This window comes from Nitratireductor alexandrii, from assembly GCF_004000215.1.
In the GTDB taxonomy this organism is placed as follows: domain Bacteria; phylum Pseudomonadota; class Alphaproteobacteria; order Rhizobiales; family Rhizobiaceae; genus Mangrovimarina; species Mangrovimarina alexandrii.
The window spans coordinates 19794-39661 of the sequence record NZ_RBVY01000012.1; the positions used below are offsets into that span (position 1 = coordinate 19794).

A 19868-nucleotide genomic window follows, 5' to 3' on the forward strand; every position below is an offset into this window, starting at 1 on the left:
CTACCGAGTATGATCAGGTCTATCGGAGGAAATCACCTGAACTCAAAGAAGCGACCCCAAATCCGAACCGACGCTTGGATAGGCTGCGGTCATCGACTTGAGCTGTTTCGAGGTCAGACCCAGCTTGATCGCCAACCCGAAGAAGTTGATCAGCTCGCCGTACTCCGGGCCGAAAAGATGCGCCCCGAGAATCCTATCGTCCGACTTGTTGATCAAAATCTTCGCGGCGGCAGAATTTTCGCCGATCCGGTAGTTGGAATACCAGTTGCCCGTGTCTGTGAAGCGAACGTCTACATCGTGCCCGGCCTCGCGAGCCTCGGTCTCCAACATGCCGACGCGGGTCAGCTCCGGCACCGTGAACACCGCAGTCGGGATACCGGAGTAATCCGGCGCGATCTCGGCGTCCTTGAGCATGTTGGAGGCTGCGACCTTGCCCTCGATGACGGCGACGGGTGTCAGAGGCATCCCCTCGGTATCGGCGGAATCTCCCGCAGCAAAGACCACGCTGTTGGACGTACTTTGCAGATGCGGGGCCACGATGATGCCCTTGTCGCCAAATGCGACACCAGCAGCATCGAGGTCCAGATCGGCGAGCGCCGCAACACGGCCAGCTCCGTGCACGACAAGATCGGTCTCGATGACCCTCGTCTCGCCACCTGAATTGACTGCTACTGAGAAGACGGCACCCGATGCTTCAATCGAGACGATCTCGGTTTTGCGCTGCACCTCTACACCGACATCAGCACCGCGGGCGATCAGCATTTCGACCAGATCGGGATCAAAGCCTTTTAGCGGTCTCGCGCCGCGATCCACGATGATCGGCGCGGCACCGGCCCGTGCCGCGATGTGGGCAAATTCGAAAGACACGAACCCGCCCCCGACGAACAGGATACGCTTGGGCAAAGCCTCAAGATTGAGAAAATCCGTGCTGTCGATCATCAGATCGGCACCGGCAAAGCTGACGGGTCTCGGGATCGCGCCGGTGGCGATGAGAAACCTACGCGCCTCATAGGCCTTCCCGTCAACTTCGAGCGTATCGGGGCCGGTGAACCTGGCGGCACCATGTAGTGTTTCAACGCCGTTGCCCTTCAGGCCTTTCTCCATCTTGCCCGGCACTGGATCGGTAAAGCCGCGCTTGTGGGCCATCAGATCGGACCAGTTGACCGCCAGCCCGGCCGGGTCGATCCCCTTGCCGTCCAGCAGCCGCGCCGCATCGACGATTTCCGCGCCGCCCCGGAGGATCTTCTTGGGATCGCAACCGCGCAGGGCGCAGGTGCCGCCATAAGGCAGAGCATCGACAATGGCGACGCGCCACCCGGCCGCGCCGCATTTATTTGCGGCCGCAACCCCGGCCATGCCCGCCCCGATGACGATCAGGTCATACTTCTCATTCATATTCCGGTCCTTGGTTCGATCTTTTATCCGGCGCAGCAGCTGAGCTTGGCCACGTCCATATCGAAGGTCTGCGCCGCCAGTTTCAGACCTTCCACGGTAGTCAGATAGGGAAAGATCGTCTCCCCAAGTGCCTTGGTCGTCATGCCGAACTTCAGCGCCATAACCAGTGTCTGGATCGTATCGGACCCCTCGGGCGCGATGATCTGGCCACCCAGCAGCCTGTCGGTCTTCCTGTCTGCCACCAGCTTGATCAATCCGCGCGTGTCACGGGCGGCCAGCGCGCGCGGCACCTGGTCGAGCGGCACGATGGAGGTTTTCAAGTCGAACCCGGCGTCCCGCGCCTGTTGCTCGCCCAGTCCAACCCCGGCCACCTGCGGATCGGAGAACACGACCCAAGGCATGACAGCATTGTCATAGCGCTGGTTCTCGCCAAGAACCGCGTTTCTCACGGCGAGTTTCGCGCCATAGGCTGCCATGTAAACGAACTGGTCACGGTCGGTCACGTCGCCTGCCGCATAGATGCCCGGCACCGTAGTCTGCATGTCGTCGCCGATAACGATGGACCCGCCCGCGTTGGTCTCCACGCCGATTTCTGACAAGCCCATACCATCCGTATTGGCCCGCCGTCCTGCGGTGGAAACCAGATGATCTGCCGTAACCTCAACGGGTTCACCGTCCCGGATGACTCGCAGGGTCACGCCGGTCTCATCGCGGCGCACGCTGTCATAACTCAAACCCGTCAGAAGCGTGATGCCCTCGGCCGTGAACGCCGCCGCAAGTGCTTCCGAAACCTCCGGTTCCGCGCCCGGCAAGAGGTGCGACCGGGCGACCAGAGTAACCTTCACGCCCATTCGGCTCATCATCTGGGCCAGTTCCGCCCCGATGTAACCCGCGCCGATGAAGATCAGGCTTTCCGGCAGGGTTTCAAGCTCCAGCAGGCTGGTGCTGTCGAGTGCGCCGATCTCCTCGATCCCGTCAATGGTCGGCAGAACCGGATGCCCGCCGGTGGCGATCACCACCTTGGGCGCGGTCAGGGTGCGACCGCCAACAATGATACCCCCCTCAGTCAGTTGCGCTGGACCGGCGTCGATATAATCGACCCCGGCATATTCCGGCAGCAGGTCCGCGTACTTCTTCTGTCGCAGGTTTGCCACCAGATCGTCTTTCGACTGGATCAGCGTTTTCCAATCATCGACTTTTGCGTCACCCGACAGGCCGGGAAACCGCTTGGCTGCATGTGCACCATGGATCGCCTCGGCTGCACGGATCATCGCCTTGGACGGCACACAACCAACGTTCACGCAGGTGCCGCCGATGGTGCCGTGGCCGACCAGGGCCACCCGCTTGCCTGCGTCAGCAGCGGTGATCGCGGCGGAAAACCCCGCCGATCCCGCCCCGATAACGATCAGGTCATAGCCGCCGTTTCCGTCGTCATTCTTGCCCAAGTCTTTCATGTCAGTGCGCTTCCCGCAGGTCGGTGTCTTGCCGCTTTGCAAAGACCAGATAGAGGATCGCGCCGATGGCGATCAGCGGTGTCAGCATACCAAGCATTCCGAAGAACATGCCGAGGCCCGTGCAGGCTCCCATCATCATTGTGCTACTCCTTTGGATTTCGTTCGTTTGAGAAAAATGGCGTAGAGGCCGACAGCCGCAAAAGCACCGATGGTGATGCGGAGGGCAAAGCGGAACTCGAACCAGATGATCAGGATCGACAGCAAGGCTGCGAGGGCCGTCGCCCAGAGTTTTGGGCTCGGCCCTGGACGACCAGCCCGCAACCAGAGCGCCTGTGCCACCACGGCGAGGCTGAAGAACATGAGCGGAAACAGCGCGTAGTCGAGCCAGCCGGTGAACGCCGAAAGGCCGACTCCGGCGATGACGACGACCAACAGGGGCGTGAAGCAGCACAGGGCCGCGAACAACGCGCCGCCCAGCCCCCATTTCAGCAAGCGGTCAGGGTTTTCAGTTGTTTGGGTCAAGGCGCGTTCTTTCTGTCTGGAGAGCGATTGGTTTCTGCCGGTCGTCTGCTGGCGCGCCGGACTTCGCGAACGACCAGAAATGCGAGCGCGGCCACCAAGGCGATAGCAATGCCGCCCAAGCCCGAAAGCCAGGCTCCAACGCCGCCGAACACTGCGGCGAGCAGAGCCGTTCCGCCTCCGCAACAGACGATCATGATCGGTGCCGCAACACCGAAGGCCATAAGGCCGCCCATCAGGTTGTCACGCATAGAAATGCCCCGATCGTCAGGACGCAGGGTCCGACAGGACTTCAGCCGGATAGCCATTCGCCATCACCGCCTCGATGATCCGTTCCACGCTGGCCTCGGCATCGTCAAAGGTGACGTTGTAAACGCCATGACCGTATTCGGGACCCTCCACGAAGTCGTTGATCTCGACAGACGGAACACCGCGCATCGAACTTGCAACGATGAACGAGCAGGACGGACAGGTGAGTTCGCTGACCGCAATCTCAACCGTCTGTTCTTCCGCGAACGCCTGTGAGGAAAGCGCGGCGACTGCCAGCACTGATGATAGCAAAATGTGTTTCATAGGTTTGATCCTTGCTCAGAATTTCAAGATGAAGGGCGTGATGTACGGAAAGGCCATCGCCACGGCGACGACAGCCGTTGCGCCCCAAAGGGTCGCACGCATGACCTTGCGATTGATCGGATGGGAACAGGTGCCATCCGCGCAGGACTCAACAGGCACCGGCTTGTAGGCCTTGTAGAACCCGTAGCCGAGGAACGCCGCGCTCAGCGCGAAGGTGTACCATTTGTAGGCGTAAAGCGCGCCGAGCTGCGCGATGAAGACACCCGTCACGCCGAAACTCACCAGCACAAGCGGCAGGATGCAGCAGGACGTCATCGCCAAAGCGCCCAGTACGCCAAACCCGGTCGCACCCCAGCCCTTGGCTGTATCATTACTTCCTGGGCCATCTTGGCCTGAAATCTCCGCGCTCACGCTCTGGTTCATCGAATCGTCCTTGATCGGCTGTTTTGATCTTCCTAATGTCTGTAGTTGATACAGGCTCAAGGGAGTTTTCATGGAAAATGGATAACATAGGCGTGAATGCACTTCGGCGTGTCGATCTCGCCCGGGCCACGGGCTGCAACCTGGAAACCATCCGGTACTACGAGACAGTGGGGATAATGCCGGACCCGCCGCGCACCCCGAAGGGCTATCGCAGCTATGACGACACCCATGTCAGACGGTTGAAGTTCGTGATGCGGTCACGCGATCTCGGGTTCTCGTTGGAAGAAATTCGGGGGCTGCTCGGATTGGTGGACGACCGCACCCAGACGTGCGCTCAGGTCCAGACTGTCGCCGAAGCGCACCTTGAAGATGTGAAGGCAAAAATTGCTGATCTTGAGCGTATTGAGCGAGTCCTGTCTGAAACTGTCGCCCGATGCACAGGCGATGCCGCACCCGAATGTGCGGTGATCGACGCACTTCTTGGGGCGTAGTTGCACTACAGGATCATCCCAGATCGGCAAACCCGCGCAAAAGCAGCCGTTCGTTGCATCACAGAAGTTTAGTAGTTTGGGCTCCAAGCGGCCCAATGTGCGGCTGCAGCTAGTTCCGAGCGAATAGTCTAGCAGTAGTTCGCCCGCCTGAGCCGCGACCGCGCCGCCGGCGTCTCGAGATGAGCATACCGACCCCCGGAATACCGGCGGCAGTCGAGTGCGTGACCGGCGGCGATGAGTGCCGCGCCGATATCCTCGCCCTCGACGAAGCAGATACCGACCCACCGGTCATGGGTCCGCTCTCCGTTGAGCTCGCACTCGACCCGGCGTCCAGCGAGATGATTGACCATCCAGCGCCGCGCGTCTCGTCCGGCGCGGGTACCGAGCTCCGGCGCGTCGACCCCGTTCAGCCGCACGGGCGTTCCGGAGACGACAATCGTGTCGGCATCCCGGACCTTGACCTGGGCCATGGCCGGCGAGGTCACCAGGGCCAGGGCGATCACGATGAGGTATCTCAAGCCCCGGGTCATTCCTCGGCCAGTTCCTTTCACTTTCCTGCCTATCCCTGCCAGACCTTTGTGGCATGAGTTGGCCCATCCCGCACGATTGCCTGACGGCCTCGCCCGCTCGTTCGCCAAGTCGCGGGCGAGATATCGGCCCCTGGCCGATCGCGCATTCGGCCATGCGGCCTCACCGCGGCGAAGCACCCGGCATCCCGGTTTGCCCGTCTCGCGAGCGCGGCACTCCCCGGCCGCCGCGACGGATTGCGCTCTGGTCTGTTTTGGCCGGGAGCCAAAACGATCCCGCCGCTCCATCCGTCGCGCTCTGCATCCGGTCGCGCCGCTTGCCTGCTCGCGTCGGTCAAACCTGGCGTCAAACCACACACACATGAGTGCGGAAGCATATCCTCCGGATGGCTCCCGAATCCGCCCGCGTCAAGGATCGCAAAACTTTTCGGTGAGGGCGGTGGGTGAGGGAGCGTCGGTCCCGTGCGCGGCGCCGCGTCTGTGGTTAGTCAGGCGCCTTGAAAACTTTTGCGCCCGGCCAGCCGGCGGCTCCGCCGTCCCTGACCCGGTCAGCTTCGGAAACCAGACGTCCGGCCATGCCACCACACTCCCGTGGTGGTCACCGAACATCTGGAGAGACACCATGGCTTACGACCAGGCGAACGCCTACGAGATCATCGAACTTTACGGCCTGACGGAGAAGGGCGCGGCGCTCCCGATCCCGGAGGACCACATCCTGACCGACCACATCGTCCGGGAAACCTTCGAGGCCCTCCTCGGGCAATTGCGGAACACCGGTCTCGAGGCCGAGATCGAACCGCTCGCGCACGGGCTGGCAACGATCCTGCAGCGCCGCAAGATCGCCATCGGAAAGGAGCTCGACCGGACCGCCGACAAGATCGGCGCGCTGGCGAAGAGCCACGACGGATCGGAGATCGCCGAGACCGCGCTCGAAGAGGCGCAGGGACGCTTCCTCCAGCTCCGCGAGATCGTAGGCGCCATCGAGACGATGAGCGAGGCCGCGGCGGAGTGCTACGAGGTGGAAACGGGGCATGCCTTCATCCCGGCATCCGGATCGCGGGCGAGCCTCCGCGCCCAGGAGACGGGCGCCGTCTTCGAGGCGAAGCAGCTCCTCGAACAGCACGACCGGGAAACGGCGGCGAAGTCGACGGTCGAGGGCGTGCCCCTGATCGTCTCGGGCGCGACCGACTGGACCGATGTCGACCTGATTTTCACCACCCTGGACAAGGTCCGGGAGCGGATCAGGCAGACCCGCAACCAGGAGATCTTCCTCTGCCACAAGGGCGGACGGCACGGCGCCGAGATGATCGCGGCCCGGTGGGCGCGGGCGCGGGGCGTTCCGCAGGCCCGCTTCGATCCCCGCTGGTCGGCGCACGGGCGGGCTGCCCCCTTCAAGTGCAACGACGAGATGCTCGACGACCGGTTCGCCGCGACGGGGGTCGTGCTCTTCGGCGGCAACGGGGTGGCGCTGAACCTCGGGCAGAAGGCCGAGGCGAAGGGGATGACGGTGATGCGGGTCGCGGACCCCGCGAAGAAGACCGCTGGAGAATGAATGAGAGAGGGTCGCGCATGGCGCGGCCCTTTCGTCGTGTCCGATGGGCAGTGGTTTGCGCGGTGCCCGTCGCATGCCCCTTCCGCCCACGTCACGCGACGGTAGCCACCCCGGATCGATCATCCGACCTTCGAGAAACGGCGGAATCACCATCGGGGACCGCGACGACAGATCGTCAGCCCAAGGCGGAACTCCAAGGCATAATCGAGCGGGTCAGGGCAACCCATAGCGCCGAGACCGTGAAGCGGTGAGGCACATGCGATGCCACACGATCCGGACACGACTGGTGGCAGCTGGCATTGGAGGATGCCCATTCGGATCCCTCCTTCTTGCTCATCGATTGGGATCGCACGGGGTCGGCCCGACCGTTCCCTCCGCTGTCGCTCCGGCAAGCACAAATACGGCTTCCACGGCCCTTGGCCGCGGACCCTCCGCATTTGCGCTTGCGGCCGGTCCTTCTCCCCCGTGCCGGACGATCCCCATCGCAAAAAAGGAGAGACCCAGATGACCAACCACTACGTTGCCACCGTTCCCGTCAAGTTTACCGACGGCGAAGGCCAGGAGCGCACCCGCTTCCAACGCGTCGGCGCGATGTTCCGCAACACCCGCAACGGCGACGGCTCGGAGTTCTTCAGCCTCAAGCTCGACTTCCCGGTCGCGGTCCAGGAGCTGGTGATGTTCCCGCCGAGCGCGAAGGAACCGCAGGAATAGTCCGCCTCAAAGATGGGCCGCCCCCGGGCGGCCCTTTCCCTGTTCCAGGGAAGGCTGCGCCAAGACCGGGGACCCCTGCCTTCGGCCGGTGTCCCCGGGAAGGTGTCAGGACCGCGAGCGGTCCTGACGGGGGATATGAGAGATCGCCTGGAACAGGTCTGCCGGCCAGCCTCAAGGGGGCCATCCGGAATAACAGTCGGGCTGCGCCCGCCGGTTTTTCCGGCAGAGATTTGGGCCGAGCCAAATCTGGCCGCCCTTGACCCTGTCCGTCAGCCCCGTCGGTGCAGAGATGCGCCGCCCCTCGCTTCCGTCCGAACACATGCGTGTTCGGCCTGAACCTCGGGCGCGGGCATGACAAAAGGCGGCCGGTGTGCGGTTGGAGATGGTCGGTTTTCTTGGGCCCTGTGTGTCGGGCCTCGCACCTGCGGTGCTCGGCCAGAAGCGGAATTCAAGGTCGCCTGGAGGCAGTCTACGATAATATTGCATTGACCGTTACATATAGTTTCGTATGATGAGGGCGACCTTGAATGAAGGTGGCAGGAAATAGGGGGGCTTTCTTCCGCATGACCCGGACCAAGAGACTGACCGAGACCGAGAGAGCGGAGATCGTCCGTGAGGCCGCGGATGGGGTCTCGACGTCGGAGCTGGCGGAACGGTTCGGCGTCACGGCGCGGGCGGTGCGCTACACCCTGAAAGCGGACGCGGATCGCCAGCGGGATGCGGCCGTAGCAACGGCCGCGGTGACGGTGAAGCTGACCCCGGAAGAGCTCGAGGCGCTGGATGAGGTCCTGGCCGCGGCGGGGATCGAGACCCGCACGGAGGGGGTCCGGCGGCTGATCCAGGCGGCGGGCGGAACCTTCGTTCCGGATGCGCAGCTGGCGGCTGAGATGGCGCGTTACCGGGCCTCGCTGCACGAGGTCGGCAACGGCGTCGTGCAGATCGCGAAGCAGATGGTGAAGGCCAACCGCGCGGAGCAGGGGGAAGGTGCTGGCGCCAGCGCCGAACTGTCCGAATTGCGCCTCGCGCAGATGCGCGGGCTGGCACGGTTCATCCTCGACAGCGCTGACGAGATCGACCTGCTTTTGCGTCGCCGCCGGGACGGGATGCAGCTATCGGCGACCGCCGCTCTGAGGGAGTTCGCCCATGCGGCTGAATGATGCCGTCCATGACGTCACCGGAGAGATCTTCCGGGACGGCTGGAGCCGGATCCGCGGCTCGATGCAGGGGCTGCAGGCGTCCCGGCAGAGGCAGCTCGTGCGGGCCGCGGCCGGCCATCGGGCGGCGGTCTTCAAGGCGATCCGGGGCGGGGGCACGCATACGAAATCCCAGCTGATGAACCAGCTCGACTACCTCACCACGAAGTCCTCCCATATCGTCGACTCGAGCGGGTTCCTGGACGGCAAGACCAGGCTCGAGGCGCGCGAGATCAAGGACCTCACCGACCGCTTCTCCAAGCGCTGGGGTGCCGGGTTCAAACCCAAGCTCGGGCAGACGACGCATATGCTCATGTCCTATCCGATCGGCACCCGGGGCGAGGACGTGCGCGATATCACCGCCAATGTGGCGGAGCGGTTCTTCCAGACCGAGGAGGGGCATTTCGACTACATCATCGCGGTCCATGAGGACCGGGGTCATCCCCACGCGCATATAGTCTTGAACCGCCGGTCGCAGGAGGGCGAGTTCTTCTTTCTGGGGCGCGATCATCGCTTCAACTACGACGATTTCCGCCTCGCCATGGTGGAAGAGGCCGAACGGTTCGGCGTGCGTCTGGAGGCGACGCGGCGGCTGGATCGCGGGGTTGTGCACTACCCGCCGCGCACCCGCGAGGTCTATGCGGCGAAGGACGAGGGGCGGGCCACGGAGCCGCGGCCACGGGTCGGGGCAGACTTGGATCGCGCTCTGGAAGAGATCGCAAACACCCGGATCATCTATCACTCCCTTGCTGCTGAAGCTTCCGCAGACAATCGCGAGGATATCGCCAACGCGCTCTTCCGGTCCGGAGAGCTCCTGGCGAGGGGCGGCAAGCTGAATTTGGAAGGAGGCGTCTACATGGCAGAGGAGCAATCGTTCGAGGATCTGCGCACCCGCTATGCCGATCAGGTCGCGCGCGTTCAGGGCATGATCGCCGAGAAGCCCGAGGCCGAGCGGCCAAGGCTCGAGCGCAGCCTCAACGAGATCCAGTCGCGGCTCGCGCATATGCAGCCGCTAGGGCTCAGATCCGTGACACTGACCGAAAAGCCCTCGGAGGGCGGGGTCTATTCCGAGACCAATATCGATGCGGCCCGGCTCGACCGGTTGCGAGACCCCGAGGTGCGGGCGCAGGTCGACACCGCGCTGCGCGGGATCGGGATCAGTTCGTCTGTGGTGGTCGCGCGGATGGAGACGGGCGCGCAGAACGCCGCGCTGGAGCGGCAGTGGATCGCCGACGACCTGGCAAGGGTGGCCGGGAGGGATGGGCTCAACCTCGAGCGTCGCGCGGATCTGGAGACGGCGCGCGAGACCCTCAACCGGGCCCATGTCCAGCTCGGCGTCGCACTGGAGCGGGCGGGGGTCCTGCGCGAAGACGGTGTCGTGGAAGATCGCACCGTGACCGACCGGTTCCACTATCATCCGGACGCCACTGATGCCATGGAGCGCACGATCCGCCAGGACATGCGCGCGGAAGGCCTGACCGAGGACCAGATCGAGGCGCGGGAGTGGGAGATCGCCTCCCGGGCGGAGCGGCGTATCGAGGAAGAGCAGCGGAGCTACCTCGATGCGCATCCGGACCTGCTCGCGCGCCCGGGAGACGTGATCGACCGGTCCGAACCCTACAGGGAGCGGATCACCGACGAGGCCCGTGCCCGCGAAATCGCGCGCGAGGTTGACCGGATCATGGAGGGGCGCGACGCGCGGACATCCGTTGCGGATGCTGTCTCGGAGGATTTCCGCGATCGCCACCCGGACATGCCCTCGCATCTCGCCCGCGGGCTTGGCGCGACCTATGCCGCCGTCACCGAGCTGCGCGACACCGAGGCCATCGACCGGGTCCGCCGCGAAAACGAGCTCCGGGAGGTGGCGCTCGACCTGCGCGACGGGCGGCTGTCGGACGCGCGCGAGGGGGACGCTGTCGAGGGGGCACCGATCGCCGATCCGGACATCCGGCGGGTCGTCGATCATGAACGGGCCGGCAATCTGCAGTCGCCGTTCCAGGACGACGGTCAGCGACTGGCCTACCGCGACGCCGTCGAGCGCGAGCTCGACGCGGCGCAGATCGACCGGCTGCGGGACGGGGATGTCGACGTGCTGAAGACCCAGATCGGAGACCGCCTCGACCGGCTCTACGCCGCGAAGACCTACCTGCAGTCGGACGCGGCCACCGCCAACAGCGAGGCGACCCGCGCCGTGGTCGAGGAGATCGCAGACCGCGAGTTCGAGCTCCACCGCGCCGATCTTGTCGATGGCGAGACCGAGCGCGGGGAGACGCACTGATGGGAGGGGTGGGGAAGGGCCGCCTCGTCCTCGGCGTCGCGCTGGTCACACTGGTCGCTATCGCGATCGGCTATGTCATCGCCTCGGCTGTCGTGACGTTCCGGGACCTGGGTTTCCGGGCGGAGATCGACTTCTTCTACGTCGCGCAGAACTACCGCGCCATCGGGGTCGTCCGCCCCGAGGACTTCCGCCTGATCAACCTGATCATGGGCGGGGCCGGGGTGGCGGGCCTCATGATGAGCCTTGCGATGTCGGGGTCGGCGCTCACCCGCTTCGGCTACACCCATTGGCAGACCCGGAGGGAGATGAAGCGGAACGGCTTCTTCGGCGCGCCGGGCACCGGCTTTGTCATCGGGAAACTGGGCAAGCCCGGATCCCGTGCACCGTTCCTCTGCTCCCGGACCTTCCCGCACGCGCTCATCGTGGCGCCGACCGGGCGCGGCAAGACCACCGGCTTCGTCATTCCGAACCTTCTGACCTGGCAGGGCTCGGCGGTCGTGCTGGACGTGAAGGGCGAGTGCTTCGAGGCCTCGGCCCGCCACCGGGCGGCGCAGGGCGACGCGGTGTTCCGCTTCGCGCCGACCGAATGGGAAGACAAACGAACGCATCGCTACAACCCACTTCTGCGCATCTATGAGCTCAAAGACCCGGCCCGCCAGCAGATGGAACTGCAGCTGCTGGCCACGCTCTTCCTGCAGAACGATAACGACCGGGTGCAGGGCCTCCTCAAAGGCGGGATCGATCTCTTCGTCGCGGCCGGGCTTTTGGCCTTCCAGCGCCGCAGGCCGACGCTCGGGGAGATCTACCGCATCGCCGCCTCGGGCGGGCAGAAGCAGAAGGAATACCTCGCGCGCGCCCATGAGGTCCAAAACGCCGCGGCGCGGCTGATATTCACGCGGCTGGCCTCGACCAACAACGACACGCTGACCTCCTATGTCTCGCTCCTGATGACCTCGGGTCTCGATCAGTGGCAGAACCCGGCGATCGATGACGCGACAGCGACCTCAGACTTTGACTTCCGGACGATCCGCAAGAAACCTTTCAGCGTCTATCTGGTGGTCCAGCCCCTCATGGTGAAGCCGCTGGCACCGCTGATCCGGCTCTTCTTCTCAGACCTGCTGTCGGCGCTTCAGGACAAGGAGCCGGGGCCGGACGAGCCCTGGCCGGTCATGATCATGCTCGACGAGTTCAACCGGCTCGGAAAGATGCCGATCGTGGCCGAGAGCATCGAGGTGCTGCGCGCCTATCGCGGGCATCTCGCGGTGGTCACCCAGACCATCCCGGCCATCGACGAGATCTACGGTGAAAATACCCGGCGCGCCTTGCAGGGGAACGCCGGGCTCAAGCTCTATCTGACTCCTTCGGACGAGAAGACCGTCGAGGAGTTGAGCAAGGCGGTCGGGAAGACCACCAAGACCGTCGTCACGCGCTCCCGTGCGGTCGGCAAGAACCCTTTTGAGGGGCGCAGCCAGTCCGAGCGGACGGAGGAGGTTGCGCTCCTGCCCGAGGACGAGGCGCGACGCCTGCCGCTTGATGAGATCGTGGTGGTCGTGGACGCGCAGATGCCGGTCCGGGCGAAGCGGGTTGTTTACTACGAGGATCCGTTTTTCAAAGGCATCCACGCGGCGCAGGAGGGGGATCTGCCCTTCCCGAAAGGCCCAGTTCCTCCGATGGGGGGGTTGCCCCTGAGTGTCCGGGCGATGCCTCCAGCTCCGCGTGGGTCAGGTCTCACGGAACGCGATTTCGAGGCCAGGATGGGGCTAACAGAATCCGGAAGCATTGCACCCATTGAGCCCGGTCCGGCTCAAACGCCTCGGCGTGGTCGTGCCGCAGTCCTCGTGGACGATCAGCGGCAGTTTGAGATGGATTTCGGGCGGCAAGCAGATCTGGAGGTGGAGGCTGCGACAGAAGACGATGTCGTCCGGGTACAGGACGCCGTGAGTGATCTGGAGCGGTTGGAGGCGGAGATGTCCGGTTCGGATACAAACGTCAGCGAGACGGGCGAGAAATTCGGGCTTGGCTAAGCCGACATGCGGGTGACACGAAAGAATGCCGCGATGGCGTCTTGTGGCCGCGCCCTTGAGCCGACCATTGTCACGGGTGAAGAAAGCCAGGGTCGTCGCGCTCTGGTCGAGGGGCTCGCTCAATCGTCGCAGGATCAATCTCACGCATCGTCAACTGGGCGTTCACCCTGCGGGCCGCGGGGCCCGCACGAAACCACTTCGCGGCGGAAGCCAGGTTAAAGCGTGGACGACGCTGCCCCTTCGCCGGCTTTGAGGCTTCCATCAGAACCTCGATCATCTCATCGATGCGGTAGAGGCCACCGGCAACGGGGAGGGGCATCTTGCGCTGCTGGAGCGCCTGTCGCTTCACCTCGAGCTTCTCTGCGACATCCGCAAGAGACACCAGGTCGGGACGGACCTCGCGCAGAACTGTGCCCGCCGGCAGCGCCTTGATCAGCGCCCGCGCCGCTTCAAGGATCGCGCTCTCGGCCTCATCCCCTTCAAGTTCCAGTTCTACACCCAGCAGACCGGCATGACCGGTGCCCACGAGGGCATCTTCAAAACCCGCTTCGAAGACGGCGTCAGAGAGCGCGAACGCATCGTGCTCTCCGTCGGGGAGCGCAAAGACCAGTTCGAATTCGAATTCTTCAGCCATCGGCTTTACCTTCGTCGTTCTTCTGAAGCTTCACGCAGGCCAGGGCCTTCTGTCGGATCCTTTTCGCGAACTGCTGTGGATTCTTCGGGGTCGACCAGACAGACATCTGACAAAACTCGCCACAGCGGCAATCCTTATCGTTGGCCGGGCATCGGAGGATCCCCCACGCGTGCCCCTTGCCCTCAATAAGGTCCCATCCCAGCTCTTCGAGCTCCTGGATGACGGCCTCGATTTCCTTTGACGTGTGCTTCTTCCTTGGCACCTTAGATACTCCACTCTCTTAAATTGTCAAGCGACAAGTTAAAAATTCAACGAAAACATCGCTGCAATCTGCTGCCCGCTAGCTGCACATTCCCTAAGGAGGCTGGTCGGCGGGCTCATTGATCTGAGAAGGGGATACAGGACGGACGTCCGAGACAGCAACACCGGCGCCGATATCGTTGCGCCTGATCCTGTAGCAGTGTGCCGTCCCCAAACGCGGCACGACGCCACCAGCGCAAAACCATTCATGCTGTTTGTCATGAACCCTGCCGACAGCAAAGGTTCGGCCCGCGAACAGCCTGTTCCCGCCAGTCGCGCCACCTCTGGGCAGCGCTACCGCCTGCCCAACCTGCTCAGCCGTGCCAGTTGCGCAAGCATGCGGGCACCGCTGCCAGATGAGTCGCCGGTAGGTGCGGCCGGCCCGCCGCCCGCGGCGTTCGGGCGGGTCGGGAGCGCCTGGACGCCGAGAAACTGCCGCGCCCGAAGCGCGGCATACTCGGCGCCTGTCGCGCCTCCGATGGCGTATCGGTTATAGACTTGCTGGCTTCCTGCCAGGCCCCGGGCGAAGGCATAGCTCCCGCCAAAGCCCGCCGAAAGCGCGGGCATCATGATGTTTCCGGAGACCGACCGGACGATGAAGGGCGTAGCGATGATGAACCCCTTGGCCATGAGCACCAACATGAAGAAGGGCAGGAGAGCGCCGATGTTCGAAGCCCCCTCCGGATCACCAAGCTCGGCGAGCAACGCCCGCGAGACCCCGGTGATCGTCGCGAAGACGCCGGCGATGACGATGGGGTAGATCGCGAAGGAGATCAGCGCCGAGAGCCAGCGCGCGAAATAGTCCTTGGTCACCTCGAAGAGCGTCAGGAAGATCATCACCGGCGCGATCCCGATAAGAAGCGTGATCATGAGCCTGGAGGCGACGACGATGAAGGCCGCCAGCCCTCCGAGGATCGAGAGCAGGAGAACGCCGAGCGTGTCGAGAAGCGCGCCGGCCATCCAGTTCAGTTCGGACCCCGCGGCGTTCAGGTAGTCTCCGAGCGCCGCGATGAGCTGATCGAACTCCTCGGCGAAGGTCCCCGACGGCCCTGGCGTCCCGCCGCCGACCGACGCGACCAGTGATCCGGCGATGCTGTCTATCCCGTTCAGGATGGCGGATGCGAGGGCGTTGAACTGGACCCAGTTGGTCGCGAATATCCCGATCAGGCCGATTTTCACGGCGAGCCAGAAGGCGGTCCGGCCGTCCATGGACCGGTATTGGTAGATCATGTTTAGACAGACGAGGATGACCACGAGCGTCGTTCCGAGGACCAGAATCGTTCCGACCGTGGCGGCCACGGCGCCGAACTGGGTTTCGGCCGCGGAGTCCAGATAGCCTTCGGCCGTTTCAACGAAATACGCGACGACGCTCATGACGCGCTACCAGTTGCCCGCCGCTTCGCAGATCGGCATGGCCTGCTTCCGGAGATCGTTCGCCTGCCGCCGAAAGTCTGACGTTGCCTCGACCACCTCCCAATAGTCTGCCGAGGAATAGCGATCGAAATAGACCGTCCCCGCGGCCTCCCAGGACGGATACCGGGTGGCGCAGGTGCAGCTTTGCGCGTCGACGATGCGTTCCATGCTCTGGAACCGGTAGATTTGCTGGACCAAGACGCGCTTGTAGGCGTCACGCACCTCAGTGTTTCGCATCCACTCCGGCTCGGGCGGCTGGTCGGGGCAGACATCGGGTTGATTGTCGAGTGTCGGGACCAGGTCGCGCTCGGCCGATGCGATGGTTCCCGACAAAAGAAGTAATGAGCAGACGAGAGCGGTCGCGCGTGTCATGTCACCGCCTCCTCCGGCCGGTCCACGGCCTCGCGTTTGAGGAACGCGGTATAGCCATAGTCGCCCGCCTCGGCGGAGATCACCTCCCAGCCTTCGGCGCCCCGTTCGTTCAGGGTGCGCCGCATCTCTTCATAATCCTTCTGCTTCTTCACCTTGCAGAACAGGATGTCGTATTCAAACCGCTTCATGCCTTGTGCCTTTCCAGCAATCCGGTTCCGGGGAGATAGAATTCTGTGATGCCGCGTTGGCCGTCCTCGCGGCCCGCCTGGATGATCACGTCGATCGAGCTTTCGATGTATTGGACCATGTCTTTGTAGGTCATCGGGATCTCGGTCTTGAGCGCGGCGATGGCGAGACGCTGGACGGCGAGCTGCGGGGTTTCGGCATGGAGGGTTGTCATCGAACCGCCATGGCCGGTGTTGATCGCCTCGAGGAAGGTCATCGCCTCCTTGCCGCGGACCTCGCCGAGGATGATCCGGTCGGGCCTCATGCGCAGCGTTGCGGTCAGGAGCACGTCGGCGGATTGAAACTCGGCGTCGCGGTTGGCGATCAGGGTCACCGCATTCGGCTGGGCCGGGAGCAATTCTGCGGCTTCCTCGATGGTGACGATCCGTTCCTCATCGGGAACGTAGGAGAGGATTTTCCGGGCCGCGACGGTCTTACCGGTCGAGGTGCCGCCGGAAACGATCATGTTGAGCTTGTTCTCGACGCAGAAGCGGATGGCCGCGTAGATGTCGCCCGAAGCCACGACCTCGCGCAGCGCGCAGTTTTTCTCCTGGCGCAGTTCCTCGAGCTTGCGCTCTTCGCCATAGAGGAAACGAAGCTCGATATGGTCCAGCGGTAGGCTCGAGAAGAACCGGAGCGAGATCGACATGCCCGCGAGCACCGCGGGCGGGGTCACGACCTGGGCGCGGATCGGGCGGTCGCGATAGGTGATCGAGACCGAGACGATGGGCTTGTCCTTGCTCATAGTCGTGTTGGCTGAGGAGGCGATCTGGTTGCCAAGATCGCGCACCTCCGTGACCGACAGTCGCTGATCCAGTGCCCGCATGAAGTGATCCCCCTGGAACTCACCCCAGCAAGAGCCATCCGGGTTGATGCATATCTCGATGACGTCGTCGCGTCCGGCGTCCGCGAGCTTGTCGAGTGAGGTCTGGAGATAGGAGAGCGTCATCTCAGAAAATCTCCAGATCCCGGTCGACCATGACGGTGACGCGCGCGCCCTGGTCGACATAGATGACTGGGCCGATGGAGAGATATTCGCCGATCACACTGTCGGTGGCCTCGGCCAGGTCATCGCCCACATCTTCAAGTACGTCCGCGGTGGTCTCATCCTCGACCTGCGCGGCGGCCACACTCGGGGCGGCTGAGATGATGGAGATCAGCGCGGCGGAGCCGAACCGCTCGTCAAAGCGGGCATCGACGAAGCCGGTGACACCCGAACGCCCCAACTCGTCTCCCCCGAAGGAGCTTATCTGGACGGTTTGATCGTTTGGCAGGACGATCCGGTCCCAGGCGATGGTGACGCGCTTCTGGGCGATCTCGATACCGGAACGATAGCGTCCGATGAGGCGTGAGCCGCGCGGGATCAGGAGCCGTGAGCCGTCATAGCTGAAGACGTCTTCGGAGATGATGGCGCGGGTCTGGCCGGGGAGAGCGCTGTCGAGCGCGGTCTCCATCACGGCCTGGATCATCGTGCCCTGGATGACGGTGTTCGAGGGGTTGGCGATGACCTCGGCCTGCGTGACCGTGACCGGCAGCGCGCCGTTCAGCACGAATTCTGTCACCTCGCCAAATCTGCGCTCGGTGAGTTCTGTCTCACCTGCATTGGCGCCGCCTGTGCCGCCGAAAGCGATGACGGGCGAAGCGATCCGCCGTTCCTGGAACGCGCGCTCCTCCTCGGCCCGGCGCTGATGCTCCGCCAGCCGCCGTGCCTCTTCCTCGCGCCGGAGCCGCTCTTCTTCGCGGGCGCGGAGCTCCTCATCACTGGGTCCGAGCGGGGCGGGCGACGGCTTGTTGACCTCCAGGAGCGCAAGGTCCAGGTCCATGCGTAGTTGCTGGAGTTCGCGATCTCGGGCGGCGAGTTCTTCCTGGAACAGCGCCTGGGCGCTCTCGGACGCCGCCTGCAGTGCTGCGATCCGTGCGGTCAGCGCCTCGATCGCCTCGGCTGCCGCGCTGTCCGCCCCGGCGTCGGTGTCCGGCGCGTTGCGCAGCTCCGCGATCTGCGCTTGGAGTGCGGCGATCTGCGCCAGAAGTTCGGCGTTGGGTTCTGGTTCGACGAGAACGATCTCGGGTTCCGGGGCGGGCGGCGGCACGAAGGGTTCGATCTCTCCGAACCCGTCACCTTCGGTTTGGAACTCGTCCGGGGTGGCCGTCGGCAGGGCGACCTCTTCCCCCGGGCCCGAAAACAGCAAAAGGACCAAGCCGCCCGCCAGGATCAGTCCTGCGAGGAGGAGGGCGAGGAGCGGCGAGCGGCGTTTTGGGGCGGGTCCGTGGCGCGGGTTGCCCCGTTCGAGCGCGGCGAGGCGCTGTTCGAGATCGGTGTTATTGTCACTCATGAGGCGGCCTCCGCGGGCGGCGTCGCCTCGATACAGACTACGTTCTCGCCCAGACGCAGCACCCATTGGCGCCCCACGCCCGAGACACGGATCACACCGTCTTCGACCGCGCCTGTGTTCACCGTGCGCTCGCGCCCGTTCGTGTAACGGAAGATCGCCGGGACGGGCGCGTTCCGTGGGAAGGCGAAGTAGGTGAAGGTGCCGTCGTCCCAGACCCGGGTCGGCGTGAACTCCGTCCGTGCGCTGGCCCCGTAATTGGTGTTCGGTGCGGCGCGCGCGATGGCGTTGGAAGGGCGGCGATTGTCTTCGGGGTAGCGGAACTGCACGACATAGAAGGTCGGGCTCGAGACCTCGTTCACGTTGAAATAGTAGCTCCGCCTGTTGGTGTAGACGGTCACATTGGTGTGGACGCCGCGGGCAACGGGTTTGATGGCAAAGGCCCGCCCGCCGGGCACGCCGTCGATCTCAAATCCTTCCGTGTCGCCGGCGATGATAGACCGGATGCTCTCGCCCTCGCCGAACTCGATGGTCGTGACATGGGTCAGGGAGACGTTCAACCTGTAGACCTGACCTTCCTGATAGGAGGCGACCCGTACGCGGTGGTCGTTGGGTCCCCCGCGCGGGATCGCCTCGGCTGACGCGTGGGGCGCAAACAGCGAGACCATCAAAAAGGCCGCGAGGAACGCCCGGGCGTGTCCGGTGAGTTTCGCATTGCAAAGAGCCTGGCCCGTCTCGCGCTTTTGGGACGCTGGCAAGGCGTTCGCTGAGTTCTTTTTCGTGAAACACACTTACTGGTTCTCCAATCTGTCCGAGCGGATCGCGTATTCGACGACCGTGAAGCCAAACGGGTTGGTCCAGACCTGGTCGATGGAGCGGCTCTCTTCGGGGCGGAACTCGAAGAGGAGCGTCGCGGTGAAGAGGCCCGCCTGAACCCCCTGAATCGAGGTCAGGCGCTTGCGAAGCCGCACCGTGCCCCGGTTGTTTCCGATCAGGTTGATGCTGAGGATCTCGACGTCGAGGCGGGCGTTGGGTCCATAGACGGTCGGGGGATAGTCGGCATTGGCCGAGTTCCAGATCTGGCGCAGCGAAGCCCCTGCTGCACGGTCCGAACGGCGCAACACGCTGCGGATGCGCACGTCATTGTCGAGCTGGTTGTAAACCTCGCGGTCGGTCACGTAGCGGAAAACCTCCGCCTCGATAATGGCGCGGTTTTCGGTGACAGTGGTGGCCCCGACGGAGGCTTCAGGCAAGGCGAAGCCGGTCTCGGGGTCGTAAGGCACAACAACGGGCGGTGGATCGACATCGAGGATGGCCACGGCGGCCGCGCTGAGGCAGCCCAGGATGCCAAAGCCAAGGCCGAAGAGTCCCAGGCGCTGCCAGAGCCGTTCCCGTCTCAGCGCGCCGTAGACCAGTTCCTCCTCGATGATGGCGGTTTCTTCGTCCAATGCCTT

The 19868-nt window shown here is 64.0% G+C and carries 23 protein-coding genes; 6 read left to right on the forward strand and 17 right to left on the reverse strand.

Features of this window, described 5'->3' with window-relative positions; genetic code table 11:
- Positions 1–42: 42 nt before the first annotated feature.
- From EP380_RS21170 to EP380_RS21195, 7 genes are read right to left on the reverse strand one after another with little or no spacing between them, the layout of a single operon-like run.
- Positions 43–1395, reverse strand: a complete 1353-nt coding sequence (locus EP380_RS21170; protein WP_127600601.1) for a dihydrolipoyl dehydrogenase family protein — start codon at positions 1393–1395, stop codon at positions 43–45.
- Positions 1396–1418: 23 nt separating this feature from the next.
- The gene (gene merA / locus EP380_RS21175) at positions 1419–2849 is read right to left on the reverse strand and encodes a mercury(II) reductase (protein WP_127600603.1); all 1431 of its coding nucleotides are present in this window, start codon (positions 2847–2849) and stop codon (positions 1419–1421) included.
- A gap of 1 nt (position 2850) precedes the next feature.
- Positions 2851–2988 (reverse strand): hypothetical protein, encoded by a 138-nt coding sequence (locus EP380_RS23650; RefSeq protein WP_164749940.1) that lies wholly within the window; start codon positions 2986–2988, stop codon positions 2851–2853.
- Positions 2985–3371 (reverse strand): mercury resistance system transport protein MerF, encoded by a 387-nt coding sequence (merF, locus tag EP380_RS21180; protein WP_127600605.1) that lies wholly within the window; start codon positions 3369–3371, stop codon positions 2985–2987. Before merF ends, EP380_RS23650 begins: the two co-directional genes overlap by 4 nt.
- Positions 3368–3619, reverse strand: a complete 252-nt coding sequence (locus tag EP380_RS21185) for a hypothetical protein (protein WP_127600607.1) — start codon at positions 3617–3619, stop codon at positions 3368–3370. The genes merF and EP380_RS21185 overlap by 4 nt, the downstream gene beginning before the upstream one ends.
- A gap of 16 nt (positions 3620–3635) precedes the next feature.
- Entirely contained in the window at positions 3636–3941 is a 306-nt protein-coding gene (locus tag EP380_RS21190; RefSeq protein ID WP_127600609.1) for a heavy-metal-associated domain-containing protein, read from the reverse strand.
- 15 nt (positions 3942–3956) lie between these two features.
- Complete coding sequence (locus tag EP380_RS21195; RefSeq protein WP_127600744.1) at positions 3957–4364, reverse strand: mercuric transporter MerT family protein; 408 nt, start codon at positions 4362–4364, stop codon at positions 3957–3959.
- Between the two features lie 77 nt (positions 4365–4441).
- Here EP380_RS21195 and EP380_RS21200 point away from each other — a divergent pair, with 77 nt between their 5' ends.
- Positions 4442–4855, forward strand: coding sequence for a MerR family transcriptional regulator (locus tag EP380_RS21200; RefSeq protein WP_238719970.1), 414 nt, complete (start codon positions 4442–4444; stop codon positions 4853–4855).
- 128 nt (positions 4856–4983) lie between these two features.
- Here EP380_RS21200 and EP380_RS21205 read toward each other — a convergent pair whose 3' ends face one another.
- Complete coding sequence (locus EP380_RS21205; protein WP_238719971.1) at positions 4984–5373, reverse strand: thermonuclease family protein; 390 nt, start codon at positions 5371–5373, stop codon at positions 4984–4986.
- Between the two features lie 631 nt (positions 5374–6004).
- Here EP380_RS21205 and EP380_RS21210 point away from each other — a divergent pair.
- The 5 genes from EP380_RS21210 to EP380_RS21230 all read left to right on the forward strand — a co-directional run bounded on the left by EP380_RS21210 (position 6005) and on the right by EP380_RS21230 (position 13140).
- Positions 6005–6934, forward strand: coding sequence for a DUF2493 domain-containing protein (locus EP380_RS21210; protein ID WP_127600615.1), 930 nt, complete (start codon positions 6005–6007; stop codon positions 6932–6934).
- A gap of 504 nt (positions 6935–7438) precedes the next feature.
- A complete protein-coding gene (locus tag EP380_RS21215; RefSeq protein WP_127600617.1) occupies positions 7439–7645 on the forward strand; it encodes a hypothetical protein in 207 nt (68 codons plus the stop codon).
- Between the two features lie 527 nt (positions 7646–8172).
- The gene (locus EP380_RS21220) at positions 8173–8802 is read left to right on the forward strand and encodes a helix-turn-helix domain-containing protein (RefSeq protein ID WP_238719972.1); all 630 of its coding nucleotides are present in this window, start codon (positions 8173–8175) and stop codon (positions 8800–8802) included.
- Positions 8789–11116: a relaxase/mobilization nuclease domain-containing protein gene (locus tag EP380_RS21225; RefSeq protein WP_127600619.1), complete on the forward strand. Its 2328-nt coding sequence runs from the start codon at positions 8789–8791 to the stop codon at positions 11114–11116. Before EP380_RS21220 ends, EP380_RS21225 begins: the two co-directional genes overlap by 14 nt.
- Positions 11116–13140 carry a type IV secretory system conjugative DNA transfer family protein gene (locus EP380_RS21230; protein ID WP_238719973.1) on the forward strand — a complete coding sequence of 675 codons (2025 nt, stop codon included), beginning with the start codon at positions 11116–11118 and terminating at the stop codon, positions 13138–13140. Before EP380_RS21225 ends, EP380_RS21230 begins: the two co-directional genes overlap by 1 nt.
- Positions 13141–13210: 70 nt before the next feature.
- Here the strand turns inward: EP380_RS21230 and EP380_RS21235 are convergent, their stop codons facing one another.
- The 9 genes from EP380_RS21235 to EP380_RS21275 all read right to left on the reverse strand — a co-directional run bounded on the left by EP380_RS21235 (position 13211) and on the right by EP380_RS21275 (position 19862).
- Complete coding sequence (locus tag EP380_RS21235) at positions 13211–13774, reverse strand: hypothetical protein (protein WP_127600621.1); 564 nt, start codon at positions 13772–13774, stop codon at positions 13211–13213.
- Positions 13767–14036, reverse strand: coding sequence for a hypothetical protein (locus tag EP380_RS21240; RefSeq protein WP_127600623.1), 270 nt, complete (start codon positions 14034–14036; stop codon positions 13767–13769). The genes EP380_RS21235 and EP380_RS21240 overlap by 8 nt, the downstream gene beginning before the upstream one ends.
- A 332-nt stretch (positions 14037–14368) precedes the next feature.
- Positions 14369–15448: a TrbL/VirB6 family protein gene (locus EP380_RS21245; RefSeq protein ID WP_127600625.1), complete on the reverse strand. Its 1080-nt coding sequence runs from the start codon at positions 15446–15448 to the stop codon at positions 14369–14371.
- Positions 15449–15454: 6 nt separating this feature from the next.
- Complete coding sequence (locus tag EP380_RS21250; protein ID WP_127600627.1) at positions 15455–15859, reverse strand: hypothetical protein; 405 nt, start codon at positions 15857–15859, stop codon at positions 15455–15457.
- Positions 15856–16047, reverse strand: a complete 192-nt coding sequence (locus tag EP380_RS21255; RefSeq protein ID WP_127600629.1) for a hypothetical protein — start codon at positions 16045–16047, stop codon at positions 15856–15858. The genes EP380_RS21250 and EP380_RS21255 overlap by 4 nt, the downstream gene beginning before the upstream one ends.
- Positions 16044–17033, reverse strand: a complete 990-nt coding sequence (locus EP380_RS21260) for an ATPase, T2SS/T4P/T4SS family (protein WP_127600631.1) — start codon at positions 17031–17033, stop codon at positions 16044–16046. The genes EP380_RS21255 and EP380_RS21260 overlap by 4 nt, the downstream gene beginning before the upstream one ends.
- A gap of 1 nt (position 17034) precedes the next feature.
- A complete protein-coding gene (locus tag EP380_RS21265) occupies positions 17035–18417 on the reverse strand; it encodes a TraB/TrbI/VirB10 family type IV secretion system protein (protein ID WP_127600633.1) in 1383 nt (460 codons plus the stop codon).
- Positions 18414–19205, reverse strand: coding sequence for a TrbG/VirB9 family P-type conjugative transfer protein (locus EP380_RS21270; RefSeq protein ID WP_238719974.1), 792 nt, complete (start codon positions 19203–19205; stop codon positions 18414–18416). Before EP380_RS21270 ends, EP380_RS21265 begins: the two co-directional genes overlap by 4 nt.
- Positions 19206–19862: a VirB8 family type IV secretion system protein gene (locus tag EP380_RS21275; protein ID WP_127600635.1), complete on the reverse strand. Its 657-nt coding sequence runs from the start codon at positions 19860–19862 to the stop codon at positions 19206–19208.
- Positions 19863–19868 lie beyond the last annotated feature (6 nt).